The sequence below is a fragment of the Paraglaciecola sp. genome (assembly GCF_030730205.1).
GTDB lineage: Bacteria > Pseudomonadota > Gammaproteobacteria > Enterobacterales > Alteromonadaceae > Paraglaciecola.
This window is the reverse complement of record NZ_JANQVQ010000134.1, coordinates 1-15,361: the sequence shown is the minus strand read 5'-3', so window position 1 is coordinate 15,361 and position 15,361 is coordinate 1. Positions and strand designations below refer to the sequence as shown.

Genomic DNA, 15,361 nt, shown 5'->3' with positions numbered 1-15,361 from the left:
TGAGTAACAATGAGTCAATCTAATCTGGTCTATCTGCTGGTTATCAGCACTGGTGTTTTACTGCTGTACAAACTGTCTGTGCGTTTGCAATTATCCAAAGCAAAACACCCCTCCTTACGTGGGCATAGCAAATGGTCGCGGCGCGTGGCCCGCTTTATTCCTTTTTTTAGTTACGACGCAGAGCGCTTTTACAACAGTGATGGCGCACCCCCTAAGGTGGTGGCCCAGCGGCGCCAAGCCATTAAACAACTGCAAGGCCACATTGAATCCTGTTGTCCGCAGACCTTAAGCCATAGTAAAAATTTAGAAAACAGTATTTCAGATGTGCGGTTTACCAGCCATTACCGTATTCCTTTTCCCTATCGTAATCAGCTCGCGCCTTGCTTCACACTCAGTTCTATCGCCCAAGAAACTAAGGGCCTAAAAGTGTGTGACTTAGACGGTAACTGGCGCTATGACCTTAGCGGCTCTTATGGTGTGAATGTATTTGGCTATGACTTTTATAAAGAGTGCATGGAAGAAGGTATCGCTCAAACCAAGCAACTTGGCCCTGTGCTGGGCGCGTATCACCCATTGATTAGTGAAAACGTTGCAATGATTAAAGCAGTGTCTGGGCTTGATGAAGTGTCATTTCATATGTCGGGCACTGAGGCCGTGATGCAAGCTGTACGCTTGGCCCGCTATCATACTGGCAAGACTCACTTAGTGCGTTTTTGCGGTGCGTATCATGGTTGGTGGGATGGCGTCCAACCTGGCATTGGCAATACTCGGGTCACTCATGATGTTTACACCTTGGCTGATTACAGTGAGCATAGCTTGCGAGTATTACGCAGTCGTAAAGACATCGCCTGCGTGTTGATTAATCCGTTACAAGCCTTTCATCCTAATGCTGATGCGCCTTCTGATGCTGCTTTGGTGGCCAGTGACCGCAGTACTCACTTTGATAAACCGCGCTATGTGGCATGGTTAAAACAGCTTCGCCAAGTCTGTAGCGAGCATAAGATTGTACTGATTTTTGATGAGGTGTTTACCGGCTTTCGCCTCAGTTATCGCGGCGCCCAAGGTTACTATGGTATTCAAGCTGACATGGTCACCTATGGGAAAACGCTAGGAGGGGGGTTACCTATTGGGGTATTAACCGGGACTCATGCACTGATGAAGCGTTTTCAAGATGACAGGCCAGTAAATGTATCATTTGCTCGCGGGACGTTTAACTCACACCCTTATGTGATGGGCGCCATGAATGTGTTTTTAAAACGCATTCAAGGCCCCGAAATTCAAGCGCAGTATGCGCAATCAGAAGCGCTATGGAACCAACGCGTCGAGCATTTTAATCGCCGCTTAAACCAAGAAAATCTGCCCATTCAAATTAGTAATATTCATTCGATATTATCAGTTATTTATACCCTACCCAGTCGCTACAACTGGATGCTGCAGTTCTATCTAAAAAACAATGGCATTGAGCTGAGCTGGACGGGCACCGGGCGTTTGATTATGAGCTTTAATTTTACTGATGAGGACTTTGCGCAGGTCATCGACTGTTTCATCAACGCTGCAAAACAAATGCAAGAGGATCAGTGGTGGTGGCAGTCGCCGGCTCTGACCAATAAACGCATTAAACGTCAGTTTTTGATGGATATGCTGGGCACCAAATATCCCATTATTGCAACACTATTACCCAAGCCTTTATCTGTATCAACGGTATCCGATGCAACTGGCTTACCACCGAGTGAAGAAAGCAACTTAACAAAGGCGGGGTGAATATGTCTGAGCTAAAAAGCCTAGGGGCACAACCACAATTTCGACAACGTTTGGCTAGCGAATACGCCGCATTTTTGCAAGAGCAGGGGCAACGTTTTAACCCCAAAAACTGCCTTAAGATCGATTTTCATTGCCATGATCACAACAGTGATGTGCCTGATGAGTTATGGGGCCGTATTTTACGTTTACCTGAAACCTGGTTAAAAACTAAAAAGCTGCATAGCACCTTGCAAGCCAATGGGAATAGCGTGGTGACCATCACCAATCACAACAATGCTCGCTCGTGTTGGGAATTACAAGACAAAGGCATTGATGTGCTGGTTGGCGCTGAGTTCACCTGCTACTTCCCAGAATACGAGTTATTTATTCATGTGTTGACGTACGGCTTTAGTCGTGAACAAGAGGTGGTCTTAAATAAAAAAAGACAGAATATTTATGACTTTTTACGCTATTGCGCGGAGCAAGATATTCCGGTGATTTTGCCCCATCCGCTGTATTTCTATACTCGCAATGAAAAAATCGATTTGTCTCTATTTGAAAAACTTGCGGTGATGTTCTCTCGTTTTGAAGTGCTAAACGGTCAGCGTGATCTGTGGCAAAGTGTGTTGACCTTAAACTGGGTGCAAAGTCTTACTCCAGAAAAAATTAAGCAATACGCGCTGCGCCATAACCTTAACCCCGTTACATTTGGGGTTGACCCTAAAAAGCCCAAGATCCTGACGGGCGGCTCGGATGACCACACCGGTATTTTTGCAGGGCAGTGTGGTTCATATTTATATGTGCCAAATCTGCAAGAAAAATTACTCACCCAAAGCCCTTCTGCTTTAGCCCTCGAAGCCCTTAAAAAAGGGGATATTGCACCTTTTGGTCACATTGCTGAAAACCAAAAGTTGAATATTTCCTTGTTAGATTATTTTTCGCAGGTGGCCACTAAAATCAAGGATCCTGGTTTACTGCGTATTTTGCTCCATCGCGGATCGACTTGGGACAAAATTGGCTGCTTTGCGGTGAGCAACATCATGCTTGAAATGCAAAAGCATAAAAAAACCATGAAGTTTTTCTCTTTTGTGCATGATGCCTTGCAAGGTAAGAAACCGAATAAATTGATTAAGTGGCAAGTATCCAAAGATTATAAATTTTGTATCGCTCAGCTAGAACGTATTGCTGACGCTAAACGCAATAAACCCGAAACCTATATTGAAACAGTCAATACCGCCATGAGTGAGTTATTTACTCACTTAAATCAATTAATTGCTAAACGCATAGCCAGTGCGATTGATAACCATCAAGGGCTACTGCTTGACAGTTTTTCGACTGAAGAGCTGACGCGTAAACTAGAAATCCCCAGTCAACTCACCGCGTTATTTTTAGGAGAAGGTAAACGCCAAGACAATATGAGTAACGTTAATATGGGCAAGATATTTGATAACTTATCTTTTCCGGTACTCATTAGTATTATCTTGGCAGGCTCAAATCTGGCTTCGACCCGAGTGTTGTATCAAAACCGTGAGTTACTCAATCAATTTGCCCAGCACCTAGGCAAAAATCAACACAGCAAACGCGCCTTGTATTTAACCGATACCTTGTTAGATAAAAACGGTGTTTCAACCTCCTTGTCCGGTAAATTAAAAGAAATTCAAAGAGCCGATTTACCTATCGACTTTCTTATTTGTCATAGTGAAGCACAAGCCGAGTCTCATTTGCATGTGGTTAAACCCATTGCTGAGTTTGATGTGCAACGTTATGGCGAACAACAAATTCGTATCCCCGATATTATGCAAATAGCCCGCATATTTTACGAGGGAGGCTACGACCGGATTGTATGTTCAACAGAAGGACCCATGGCAGTGGTCTCGCTGTTTTTACAACAGATGTTTAATGTTCCCAGTTTTTTCTTTATGCACACCGACTGGATTGATTTTATAAAACATACTACTGACTTGAATCAGTATGAGCGTGACCGAGTGCGCCGTTTAATGCGTGCCTTGTACAATCGCTACGACGGTATTTTTGTGCTTAATCAAGAGCATAAAGCCTGGCTGACTGGCCATGAAATGCAGCTAAACAAAGAGCAAGTGTTTTTGACCGCGCATCATACCCAAGCCCGTGATGTGCAGGTACAACGAGTGCATAAAGACACCTTGTTCCCCGGTGCGACAGAAGACACTCCCGTGCTTTTTATCGCTTGTCGTATCAGCCAAGAGAAAGGCATTTTTGATTTGCCAAAAATTGTGGCCATAGCCAAACAACAACTGCCAGAGCTAAAAATTGTAATTGCGGGCGCTGGCCCTGCAACAGAAAAGCTGAAACAAAAACTGCCTGATGCCATATACCTCGGTTGGCAAAACAAAAAACAATTGGCGGCCTTATATTTGGGCTTAGATTTATTTGTATTTCCCTCGCGTTTTGACACTTTTGGTAACGTTATTCTTGAAGCCTTTGTGCATGGTATGCCCACTATCGCCTATAACTGCAAAGGCCCAAGAGACATTATTCAACATGAGGTAAACGGATATTTGGTGGATGATGTAGAGGCAATGGCGCGGCATATTGTGCAATTTTTTACTGATAAAAAACAACAAGGTGCTATGGGCCAAAAGGCACGTCAACGTGCTAACGACTATCAAGCTGAACCCATTATGCGGCAGTTTTTAACTGACTTGGGCTTAGATTGTCCGGCGGTTTATCATCAACAACGCACGGTTGCCTGATGATGAAAATCCTTGCTCAACCTTTAAGTAAACAAGAGCAGCTTAACTTTTTACTGACGAATCGCATACCCAGGCGCTGGCTGACCTTGTTTATGGGGTGGTACAGTCAAATTCAAAGTCCATGGCTGGCGAAAATATCGATACGGGTGTGGCAGTGGTTTGCCGAAGACTTACGTTTACAAGACGCCAAACAGCAAGAATTTAATAGCCTTGGTGAGTGTTTTACTCGTCAGCTTAAAGATGGACTGCGGCCAATCAATCAGCAATCTGACATTGTAGTCAGCCCCTGTGATGCCATTGTAGGAGCGTGTGGCCGAGTAGAGGGTAATCGTGTGTTTCAAGCCAAAGGCTTTCCCTATGAGTTGAATGACCTCATCCCCGATGTACGTTTGGCGCACAAATACCGCAATGGCTTTTTTGTGACACTGCGCTTGAAGTCTAGTATGTACCATCGTTTTCATGCCCCCGTTGATTGTCAAGTAAAGCAGGTTAATTACATCTCTGGCGATACGTGGAACGTAAATCCTGTCGCCTTAAAACGGGTTGAAAAGCTGTTTTGTAAAAACGAACGTGCGGTTATTGAACTACTACTGGGCGACAAATCAAGCAGCATTACCTTAGTGCCCGTTGCCGCGATTTTGGTGGCGAGTATGAAGTTTCATTTTTTGCCCAAGGTGCTGGATTTGCGATACAAAGGCCCTAATTTATTGTCTTGTCATGCTCGTTTTAATAAAGGCCAAGAAATGGGCTATTTTCAGCACGGCTCGACCATCATAGTGTTTGCAACAGAGCATTACCAACTGTGTCAGGGGATAGCGCAAGGCAGTCCAATAAAAATGGGTGAAGCCCTATTACAAGGGCACCCAACTTGCCACGGTGACCCATCATCTTTCGCTGATGATGGCGCCTAATTATTTTTAATAACAATACTTATCAAGGAACTAGCCATGACTTTTTTTCAAGAGCTGCAAAAACAACGTTGGGATGACCACCGGTATTATCACCATAATCGTATAAATCAGTTTTTGCATTTACTCAGTGCCAGCTGTTTTTTAGTCAGTTATATATTGGTTTTTTATTACCCGGCGGCCGCTGCCCTTGTCGGTTGGTTATTGGCGATGGTGCTGCGTCAAACCGGGCATTTTTTCTTTGAGCCTAAAACCTATGATGAAGTGAATAACGCCTCGCATGAATACAAAGAAAGCGTAAAGGTAGGTTACAACTTAAATCGCAAAGTGGTGTTATTGTCGATTTGGGCACTAGTGCCTGTTGTGCTATACCTTAAACCTGATTTTTTTGGGGTGTTTAGCCCTGCCACTACGTTTATGGCTTTTATCAACAATATGGCCATTATTTGGTTGGTAGTAGGCTTGGGTGCTATTGCTTTTAGAACCTTGCATTTATTTAAATTAATGGGCCTGCAATCAGGTTTGGTATGGATGACAAAAATTATCACCGACCCGTTTCACGATATTAAAATTTACTGCAAATCACCGTATTTCATTCTCAAAGGTGAGATGTACGACAACATGGACGATTGGTACGAAGAGACCTCGTTTGAAAATAAAGCCTAGGGTGTGTAGCCGCTTGCTGTGTGACTTTTGTTCAGATGTAAAACGTTTTTGAACGCGACGCCAGATTACGGGCCTAGTGGCTTATGGGCAATAAGTCTAAGGTATATTGAGTTGAGGCGGCTATCGAATAGCCGCTTGTTAAGCTCATACCGTGTAAAGGCACTGCACCTTGTCTGATGTTCTGATGGCCAGCCACGTTTTTTCGATGACAAGAGCGTACCTTGCTAAACCGTTTATCAATGTCTTATTTTTTTGTCAGCATTAACTCAGGTACTAAATCAGTAATGTTGGTGGCTTGTATCATGCCTTTAATGTTCGCTATTTCTTGCGTTAAGGTTTTATAACGATGATTCGCAAAACTTTTAATATAGTTAAGTTCATCATGGTAATAGCGGTTAAATTCATTGCGAGTTGGATTCAGTTTTAACTCAAACACGCGCATAATCCTGCCCTTAAATTGAGCGAACTTGATGGTGTTGCCTAACAATTCAGGTGTTAATTCAGCGTTGCGGATCAGCGTGGCTTTTTGTAGCACCTCTATCTTGTCTTGGCGGCTGGTCGAGACCACTAATACCGCGTACTGAGTGCTTCTTTCTTCTGCAGCGTCACGAACCATATGTTGCAGTTCTTTACGTATATCGTGATGATAAAACCAGCCTTTTATGATATTGATATAACTTTGGCCTAACTCTTTATTTTCTTGGAACATGGCCAGTGTTTTAGGAACCGCCACACTACTTATTACCATCCGTGCTTTGTAGGTAGTGTAAAAAAGATTAACCACGGGGGTATTACTTGCGGCTAAATTACGTAAGGCGCGGCTCAAGCCATAGGCCTGCTGATCGCGTCCTTGTACTTTTAGCTGGTCTAATTTATCCAGAATGAAGGCCAGCCAAAAGGTACGTCCGTCGTGATTACTAAAGGCTTGGTTAGACGCTCGCACTACGCCGTCTTTAAACCCTACCACGGTATATTTACAAAGGCGCAAGGCATACTTGGTGTTTCGTTCGGCAAATTCATCAAAACTCACGGTGATAACCGTACCAACATTAAAGTGGGTATTACCGTCAATACGGCAACTCAAACCTAAAGATGAAATGGTTTCAGTAATGGCGTTGCAGCTGGACTTTAAATATGAAATCGTCACTGATGTTTGATAGTAAAACCTGTCTTCAGCTCGGCCATCATTGGTCTCAGGCATAATAGTTTGGATATTAGATGCTAGGCTACTGTGCGGTTTAAATACATCCTCAACCCTTGGCTTGTAAGGCTGGTCAGTAAAAGTCAGGCTGGCTAACACTTTTGCACTTACGGGTATGAGGCTTATTAAGCGCTCAAATTGACTGACAATGTCTTCTGCTTTTTTCGAATATCGGTGGATGCGCTGTGTGCCATAGTTAACTTGGGCTTCTTCCGGTATGGTGGAATTTAACAGGGCACGCTCTGTTTCAACATCATCCATCTGCAGTTTAAATAGTCGTGCACTGACACTGCCTTTAAAGTGCTGCAACAGCGAATAAATCTCAGCCTCTTTTTTAATAATAGTGCTGAAAAAAACCACTTTTTGACTTTGTTTTTGTTTTAGGCGTACAACAAAATAATAACAGTGCTGATGATCGATTAAATAATCAATAACTTTATCTTTGGCCAGTAATGCGCAAAGGAAGTTGGTTTCAGAAAAAACAAAGGGCTGAATACTCTGGCGTTTTATGTCGCTCAATACATGGGTGATGATATTTTGTTCGTTGGCAAACAATACTAAGGCATCTGTTAAATCAATATAATATTGTTCATAGCCTTTGCCTTGAGCAGAGGTGTAAATGGTATCCAAATCAACTTTGTATTTATGTTTATGACTAAAAATGAGGTTTTTAACATAATGACTAAACTCATCATTCGCTTCAATATTTTCCAGCTTTAACATTGAATCAAATAAATCGCTCTTTGGATTGGGTTTGCACACCATGACTTTGTAAATAATCATGTTTTGCTTGAAGACCAATTCCTTTTCAAGATCATCAAAGGTGATGATCACTAATTGCCCGCGTTTAAATTTAGTAGGGGCTTTAATTTTTAAACCATGGTGACTGATGTTAGAGGTGACGACGGGTAAACCATCTTTTAACATCTTGGTACGGGGCACAAAATCTATAGCCACATCAGCGTCGGGTAGGCAATACAATGTGGCAGAAATCGCTAGATTCATGCGCTCTTCACTGCGGTATTCTGTTTCGTTAAATCTAACTAAGTTGATGTCACGTTCATTTAAACGCTGAGATAAGGCTAAATCTGCTTTGTTTTTCTCAAAATTAGATTTAACGCTTTCGTATACGCCTATGGTGTAAGTGTCATCGAAGCGTTTGATTTCATCCAACAACAGCCGTTTTGAACTGATATCAATAAAATGCGTGGTACCCAATAAGTCAAAGCGATCGATAACCAAACCATCTTCTTTGTAGCGTAAATCGATTGGGCGATCACATTTTATCCAAAGATGATCAACTTCGCGGATTAATTTTTGGACTAAGGCAGGGGCTAAACCACTAAACAGACCCTCAGTTTGCATGAGTTTTCTAAGCGTCTGAGGTTTGGTGTATTTAATTCTTTCTAGCAGCTCAAAATACTGTTTGTCGTCTACGTTATTACTGCTCAACTCTGCATTCCGTTTATTAAGTCAATCAACTGGCTAGTATCCAACCGATACCTTACACCTACATTTGTAATACAACCTAAATATATTAACTAAGTCCATAGCACAATGCTTATTGACTAACGAGTCAACTTTATCATGTTCCCTAATGAATTCAATCGTCTCTTTAATCTAAGACTTTCAATTTAAACCCGTATTTTTACCTTGTCTGGCGTATCAAATATAAAACGGCGCTACCTTACTCATTATCTTCGCTTAATCGTGTAAGTGAGAGATAATTTGGAAAAACTATTGAAAGGACGGTCACTTAATTTCAACGTGTATTCGTACTACAGTGTGGGCAAGGTCAAACAGGTAAAGACTTTGCGTTAAAAACGGAGGTTTGTACACTGGTGCTGACTATCAATTGCTCAAGCTTGTCATATACCTTTTAAAGATAAGCCTTCAGTTCATTTTGGATTAAGTCTATTTAGGATGAAAACAGCGGTGGATGCGATGAATTAACTTTGAATAACAGGGTATCTCGCTGATAGTATGCGATTAAGTTGCAGTCTGTCACCAACAGGAAAATCAATGAGATTCACCCACCTTTGTATTTTACTTTTTACTTTAAGCTTCTTTGGGCTATTTAATCCCACATTTGCACAACAAAGCAACTCCCCATTGTCGGCCACCGACTACGACCAAACGATTCCCACGCATACCCAAGTACTTGGCTATAAAGTGGGCGAGCGCATTACTAATCATAGCGATATGTTGCGCTTTTTTGAGGCATTACAACAGGCCGCACCACAGCGCATTAAGGTGTTTGAATATGCGCGTTCTTGGGAAGGGCGTAAGTTGATTTATGCAGTGATTGGCTCAGCAGAGAACATTGCTAAGCTAGATGAATTTGCAATTAAGATGCAAAAACTCGCAGATCCTCGCGTAACGAACGAAAGAGCCGCTAAACAACTAATTGATACCCTGCCGGCTTCTGTGTGGTTAGAACATGGCGTTCATGGAAACGAAATTAGTAGCACCGATGCTGCGATGATGACCGCTTATCATCTGTTGGCAGCGCCCAATGACCCACGCAATAAAAAGATCCTTGCCAATACCTTGGTGTTTATCGACCCCTTGCAAAACCCAGATGGTCGCACCCGTTTTACTAGCCGGTATTACGCAACAGTTGGCATGAGTCATAGTGGCGACCGTTTAAGCGCAGAACAAAACGAGCCATGGCCGAACGGGCGTAGCAATCACTATTTATTTGATATGAACCGAGACTGGTTAGCAATAACCCAACCAGAAACTGCCGGTAGAGTAAAACTACTCAATCATTACAAACCGACAGTCGTCATTGACTTGCATGAAATGGGCGGCGACGAAAGTTACTTTTTTCCGCCTGCGGCTGAGCCAATCAATCCGCACATGAGCAAAGCGCAATTAGAAAACACCGCGATAATCGGCAAAAACATAGGCCGTAATTTTGATCAGCACGGTTTTGACTACTTTACCCGTGAAATATTCGATGCGTTTTATCCGGGCTATGGCGACAGTTGGCCCACCTTCTATGGGGCATCGGCGGCAACTTACGAAGTCTCCTCAAGTCGTGGTGAGTTATATCGCAAAGCTAACGGCGAAACCATGCACTATATCGATACCATCGAACGGCACTTTGTGGCGTCAATTGCCACAGCCGAAGCCGTCGCTGACAATCGTGAAAAGATTCTGCATGATTTTTATCGTTATCAAGAAAACGCCATTATTGAAGGTAAAAACGACAAAACGGAAAGGGTATTTATCATGCCAAATGTGCGTGATAAAGCAGGTACCCATCGCCTAGCTACTTTAATGGCCCAGCATGGAGTGGAAGTAAAACAAGCTAGCAAAGATTTTAGAGCCTGCGGAGTTAATTATGCTACTGGCGCATATTTTATTGATACTGCACAGCCTCGTGGACGTTTTGTTAAAACAACGTTTACCTCGCAAGTGGATATGTCAGACGCTTTTATAAAAGAGCAAGAACGCCGCCGGGCGCGCAAACTTAACGACGAAATTTATGACGTTACCGGTTGGTCGTTACCCTTGATGTTTAATATCGAGACTAATAGTTGCGGTAAAGAGGTCGATGTTGCCAGTACCCCAGTAAACGCCAATACGGCACTGCAAGGTGAAGTGCTCAATCCAAGCGCTAAAGTCGCGTACTTAGTGCCTTGGGGCGACATGGCTGCAGGTCGGTTTCTAACGGGGGCCTTGCAAGCTGGATTAAGGGTTAAAAGTGCTGATAAAGCCTTTGTGCTTGATAATAAAAATACCTACCCAGCAGGAACCTTGATTATTGAAGTGAAAGCCAATGATAACAACGTGGCCAAGCAAGTAAGTGAACTTGCCATGCAAACGGGTGCTAAAGTTGTTGGGGTAGATAGCAGTTGGGTAACCGATGGTCCAAGCTTTGGTAGCGGTTATACCGTTGCAATGCGTGCGCCTAATATTGCGATGGCATGGGATGAGCCAACCAGTTCATTAAGTGCCGGCAATACTCGTTTTGTTATAGAACGTCAATTTAATTACCCCGTCACGGCCATCCGTTCTAACCGCTTGGCCAGTGCTGATTTAAGTCATTATCAAGTGCTCGTTTTACCCTCCGGTAATTATGCCCAAGCCTTAGGTAAAGCCGGTGCAGAAAACATTCAGGCATGGGTAAATCAAGGCGGTGTGTTGCTGACTATTGGCAGTGCCACCCGCTTTGCTGCTCAAGCAGATATTAATTTGCTTGATGTGCAACGAGAAAATTTGTTTAAAGAAGAGGCCGCAGTTAAGACAGAAGATAAAAAATCAACGGTAGCTGGTAAGTTGATTAAGTCAAAAGCTGAGCTGATTAAAGCCACTGAAAACAATGACGAAAGTCCTGATTATGTCGCGGGTATACTGGCAAATGTTGAAGTGGACCAAGAGCACTGGTTAACTGCAGGCGTGAATCCTAAGCTGGTTGCAATGGTCGTAGGTAATAGTATTTATAGTCCGATAAAACTGGCCTCTGGGAAGAATTTGGCGTGGTTTGCCGATGAGAAAAACGTATTAGCCAGTGGATACTTATGGCCTGAAGTGACTCAGCAGTTAGCCTACAAACCCTTCTTAATTCATCAGCCCAGTGGCAAAGGTATGGTCATCGCCTTTACGCAAGAGCCCACAAGCCGTGCTTATTTAGACGGTTTGAACGTACTATTGATGAACAGTATTTTTAGCGCGGCAGCGCACGCAGCGCCTTTGCGTTAAGTCTGACTTGTTGTCTCCTAAATAGGCCACGTTAATTCGTGGCTTTTTTTATGGGCTAAGTGACTGTGCAGCGGGTGGCGTAAATTTTGTTAAAACCGCCTAATTTATTGGTTCAATTAGCTAAAAAGTAGCCACTTGGATGACTACTATTCTGTGGGATTATTTAATATATAATTAAATCAAAGACTTAAATTTTGGTATTAGAGTTGCTCTATCACTCGAAATTCATTAGCGGTGGTTACATAAAACGTCACATTTTGTGAGTGTCAACGCCGCGTTAAAGGAGTGTGATTATTAAAACCCTAATGTTTAAATCAATTGTGTCGGTGTGTTTATGTTTGGTCAGCTTAGTGTCCATAGGGCAAGATAAGCCTCTACTTGGGAATGACGCGCAAATTGAGCAATGGCTAAAAGCGAACAGTATTCCTACCTTAGGTCTTGGCGTCATCAAACACGGTCAGTTGCAGCAGGTTAGAGTCTTTGGTGAGCTTGAACCCGGCAAAGCCGCGCCTTTTAATACCATTTTTAACGTTGCCTCCTTAGCTAAGCCTATTACTGCCATGGTGACGTTAACATTAGTTAGTAAAGGTGAATGGCAACTAGACGAGCCCCTTTTTACCTATTGGACCGATCCTGATGTGGCCGCCGATCCCAGAAGTAAACTACTCACCACTCGACATATTTTAAGCCACCAAAGTGGTTTTCCCAATTGGCGTTACATGAATGAGTCGAATACCTTAGATTTTAAATTTTCTCCTGGCACTCAATATCAATACTCAGGCGAAGGCATGGAGTACCTCCGAAAAGCCTTAGAAAACAAGTTTGGTAAAAGTTTAAATGCGCTGGCCAATGACCTAATATTCACCTCTTTGGCGATGACTGACACTCAGTACGTATTTAATTCACAAATCGACCCAGCCAGAGTGGTGCAAGGTTACGATACGCAAGGTAAGGCCTACGAAACGATTAAACATCAAACCGCCAATGCTGCTGATGATCTGCTAACTAGCGTTGCAGACTATGGTAAATTTTTGGTCAATGTTTTAGCCGGGGCGGGTCTGTCTGACAGTGTGTATCAGGATATGATTTCTCATCAAGTTGCTAGCACCAAGGGTAAGCACTTTGGCTTAGGCTTTGAAATTTATGATTTAGCTGATGGTGAATATGCGCTATCTCATGGTGGGTCAGATTATGGTGCGCAAACCATCGTATTTATCTTGCCAAAAAGCAAAGAAGGTTTAATTATTTTCACCAATGTAGATGAGGGTTACAAAGTCTATGAGGCCTTACTCTTGCATTACTTAGGTAAAAAAGGCGAGCAGATTATGCAAATTGAAATGTCTGAATAGTGCAGGTATGTGATGATTGGTAGCAAGATTGAAAAGGCGCTAGCCACGTTGTTCTGTGTGGCTAACGCATTGTATCGAGGTGCTTATTTTACTTGGGTAACAAAGTCTTCAGTTGAGCGGCGTACTTTTTTCAAGTTAACCAACCAGTCGCCTTCGTCGGCGCGGTAGCCAAGTGGTAATAGCACCACCGAGCGCAATCCACGCGCTTTCAAGCCTAAAATTTCGTCTACTTTATCAGGGCTAAAACCTTCCATTGGCGTGCTGTCTACTTTGACTTCAGCGGCAGCAATTAGGGCTGAACCTAGCCCGATATAAGCTTGGCGAGCTGCATGTTGATAGTTAGTTTCTGCATCACGTTGCGGATAAGTATTAAGTAGCATTTGGCGATAGTTCTCCCACCCTTCGTTTTTAAAGCCACGCTCTTCATTCACTAAATCAAACATTTCATTGATGCGTTCAGTCGTGTAGTTATCCCATGCTGCAAACACTAATAGGTGTGAGCCATCAGTGATTTGCTTTTGGTTCCACGCGTGGGGCACAATTTGCTCACGCACTGCGGGATTTGTAACCACAATAACTTCGTAAGGCTGTAAGCCGCTAGAGGTCGCGGTTAAACGGATGGCCTCTAAAATAAAATTTACGTTTTCTTCGCTGACAACTTTTTCAGGATTCATTTTTTTAGCGGCATAACGCCATTGCAAGTTTTGCAATAATTCAGACATGTAAGGCTCTCTGTTTGATTAATAAAAAGTAAACTAACTCGCTATTACGAGATAAAATTGGATTAGTTCATCGTGGTAAGTGATGTAGGCGAGTCAGACAATTATCAACTCAAACTGATAAATTCTTTTTATTTACGGTGAGTTAAGTGCTGGGTTGATGTGGGAAAATTCGTTGCGAAATATGTCAAAAGGGAACCCTCAGCCATTTTTAATATCCATATTCTTCGTTCGTACACTAAGATAACGCTGTATTTTTAACAATCTATTAAGGCTCTACTATGTTAACACTTTATGGTTCAACAACTTCTCCATATGTCAGACGCTTGCGTATTTGGTTGGCCAATACTCAGCATGATTTTGTTAATTTGAAAATTTATGAGCAACCTGATCGTGAAAAATTGATCTTGCTTAATCCAAGCATGAAAGTCCCTTTTTTGATTGATCAACAAGAAGGAAGCAGTCAAACCGTGCTGGATTCACGCGCTATTTTTCATTACCTCAGTGAAAAACTGGGCCGCCCCAAATTAAGCTGGGATCAAGAAAATCAGCTTACGCTTATTGATGCGGTAAACGACTCATTAGTGCAAATGTTTTTACTGGCGCAGTCGGGCATTAAAGCAGATGAAAATCTGTTGTTTTTTAAGCTACAAAAAGAGCGAGTCAATGCAGTACTCATCGAGCTAGATGAGTTGGCTTCGCTAGGATTGTTCAAAAGTTGGAATTACCCCGCCATGTGTCTGTTTAGCCTAATTGATTGGATAGAATTTAGAAGTTTGCATAACCTTAAAGGGCTGACTGAACTATTGGCTTTTCATGAAAATAATGCCCAGCGCATTGAAGTCACGGCAACTGACCCCAGAAAGTAGCTTTAGTGATAATATACCTGCCATCGTATTAATAGTGTGGAAATGAAAATGAATCAACAGCAACAAACCGAAGCGCAAGCAGCTGCTTTTAGACAACTCGTTAAACATTTTGACGAAAACAAAGATGTACAAAATATCGACTTAATGAATTTGGCTGACTTTTGTCGCAATTGCTTGGCTAAATGGTATATGGCTGGAGCACAAGAGCAAGGCGTTGAGTTGGATTATGATCAAGCCAGAGAGGCCATTTACGGCATGCCATTCGCACAGTGGAAAGCGCAATACCAACTGCCGGCTACTGAAGAACAGCTCGCTTTATTCAACGCACGTGAAGCGGCTAAGAAAGACAAATAATTATCACAGTGAGAATCTTTGCCATGCTCAGCAAGACAAAGATTCTCGGTATGCCCCCGCTTAAATAGCCATTGGTTTAAAAGGCAGGTCGCGGTACCGTTTACCAGAAGCGG

At 42.8% G+C, this 15,361-nt stretch carries 10 protein-coding genes; 8 read left to right on the top strand and 2 right to left on the bottom strand.

Going from position 1 to position 15,361, the window contains the following annotated elements; all coding sequences use genetic code 11:
* The first annotated feature begins 9 nt into the window (after positions 1-9).
* From NWQ57_RS09560 to NWQ57_RS09545, 4 genes are read left to right on the top strand one after another with little or no spacing between them, the layout of a single operon-like run.
* Positions 10-1,761, top strand: a complete 1,752-nt coding sequence (locus tag NWQ57_RS09560) for an aminotransferase class III-fold pyridoxal phosphate-dependent enzyme (RefSeq protein ID WP_306021924.1) — start codon at positions 10-12, stop codon at positions 1,759-1,761.
* Positions 1,762-1,763: 2 nt separating this feature from the next.
* Positions 1,764-4,472 (top strand): glycosyltransferase, encoded by a 2,709-nt coding sequence (locus tag NWQ57_RS09555; protein WP_306021923.1) that lies wholly within the window; start codon positions 1,764-1,766, stop codon positions 4,470-4,472.
* Positions 4,472-5,383, top strand: a complete 912-nt coding sequence (gene asd, locus NWQ57_RS09550; RefSeq protein WP_306021922.1) for an archaetidylserine decarboxylase — start codon at positions 4,472-4,474, stop codon at positions 5,381-5,383. The genes NWQ57_RS09555 and asd overlap by 1 nt, the downstream gene beginning before the upstream one ends.
* A 36-nt stretch (positions 5,384-5,419) precedes the next feature.
* On the top strand, positions 5,420-6,046 hold the full coding sequence (locus NWQ57_RS09545; RefSeq protein ID WP_306021921.1) for an Mpo1-like protein: 627 nt from the start codon (positions 5,420-5,422) through the stop codon (positions 6,044-6,046).
* A gap of 244 nt (positions 6,047-6,290) precedes the next feature.
* Here NWQ57_RS09545 and NWQ57_RS09540 read toward each other — a convergent pair whose 3' ends face one another.
* Positions 6,291-8,699 carry a hypothetical protein gene (locus NWQ57_RS09540; RefSeq protein ID WP_306021920.1) on the bottom strand — a complete coding sequence of 803 codons (2,409 nt, stop codon included), beginning with the start codon at positions 8,697-8,699 and terminating at the stop codon, positions 6,291-6,293.
* A gap of 570 nt (positions 8,700-9,269) precedes the next feature.
* On the opposite strand from NWQ57_RS09540, the gene NWQ57_RS09535 reads away from it, so the two are divergent.
* Both NWQ57_RS09535 and NWQ57_RS09530 read left to right on the top strand, forming a co-directional pair.
* Entirely contained in the window at positions 9,270-11,957 is a 2,688-nt protein-coding gene (locus NWQ57_RS09535) for a M14 family metallopeptidase (protein ID WP_306021919.1), read from the top strand.
* Positions 11,958-12,262: 305 nt separating this feature from the next.
* Positions 12,263-13,306 carry a serine hydrolase gene (locus NWQ57_RS09530; RefSeq protein ID WP_306021918.1) on the top strand — a complete coding sequence of 348 codons (1,044 nt, stop codon included), beginning with the start codon at positions 12,263-12,265 and terminating at the stop codon, positions 13,304-13,306.
* A gap of 83 nt (positions 13,307-13,389) precedes the next feature.
* On the opposite strand, the gene NWQ57_RS09525 is transcribed toward NWQ57_RS09530, so the two are convergent.
* On the bottom strand, positions 13,390-14,028 hold the full coding sequence (locus NWQ57_RS09525) for an NAD(P)H-dependent oxidoreductase (RefSeq protein ID WP_306021917.1): 639 nt from the start codon (positions 14,026-14,028) through the stop codon (positions 13,390-13,392).
* 278 nt (positions 14,029-14,306) lie between these two features.
* On the opposite strand from NWQ57_RS09525, the gene NWQ57_RS09520 reads away from it, so the two are divergent.
* Entirely contained in the window at positions 14,307-14,894 is a 588-nt protein-coding gene (locus NWQ57_RS09520; protein WP_306021916.1) for a glutathione S-transferase family protein, read from the top strand.
* 48 nt (positions 14,895-14,942) lie between these two features.
* Complete coding sequence (locus tag NWQ57_RS09515) at positions 14,943-15,248, top strand: DUF1244 domain-containing protein (RefSeq protein ID WP_306021915.1); 306 nt, start codon at positions 14,943-14,945, stop codon at positions 15,246-15,248.
* Positions 15,249-15,361: the final 113 nt, after the last annotated feature.

Bases quoted from the DNA above. Each gene is read 5' to 3' on its own strand.
- NWQ57_RS09530 (WP_306021918.1), top strand. From the start codon at position 12,263: ATGTTTAAATCAATTGTGTCGGTGTGTTTATGTTTGGTCAGCTTAGTG.
- NWQ57_RS09525 (WP_306021917.1), bottom strand. From the start codon at position 14,028: ATGTCTGAATTATTGCAAAACTTGCAATGGCGTTATGCCGCTAAAAAA.
- NWQ57_RS09560 (WP_306021924.1), top strand. From the start codon at position 10: ATGAGTCAATCTAATCTGGTCTATCTGCTGGTTATCAGCACTGGTGTT.
- NWQ57_RS09535 (WP_306021919.1), top strand. From the start codon at position 9,270: ATGAGATTCACCCACCTTTGTATTTTACTTTTTACTTTAAGCTTCTTT.
- NWQ57_RS09555 (WP_306021923.1), top strand. From the start codon at position 1,764: ATGTCTGAGCTAAAAAGCCTAGGGGCACAACCACAATTTCGACAACGT.
- NWQ57_RS09520 (WP_306021916.1), top strand. From the start codon at position 14,307: ATGTTAACACTTTATGGTTCAACAACTTCTCCATATGTCAGACGCTTG.
- NWQ57_RS09545 (WP_306021921.1), top strand. From the start codon at position 5,420: ATGACTTTTTTTCAAGAGCTGCAAAAACAACGTTGGGATGACCACCGG.
- NWQ57_RS09515 (WP_306021915.1), top strand. From the start codon at position 14,943: ATGAATCAACAGCAACAAACCGAAGCGCAAGCAGCTGCTTTTAGACAA.
- asd (WP_306021922.1), top strand. From the start codon at position 4,472: ATGATGAAAATCCTTGCTCAACCTTTAAGTAAACAAGAGCAGCTTAAC.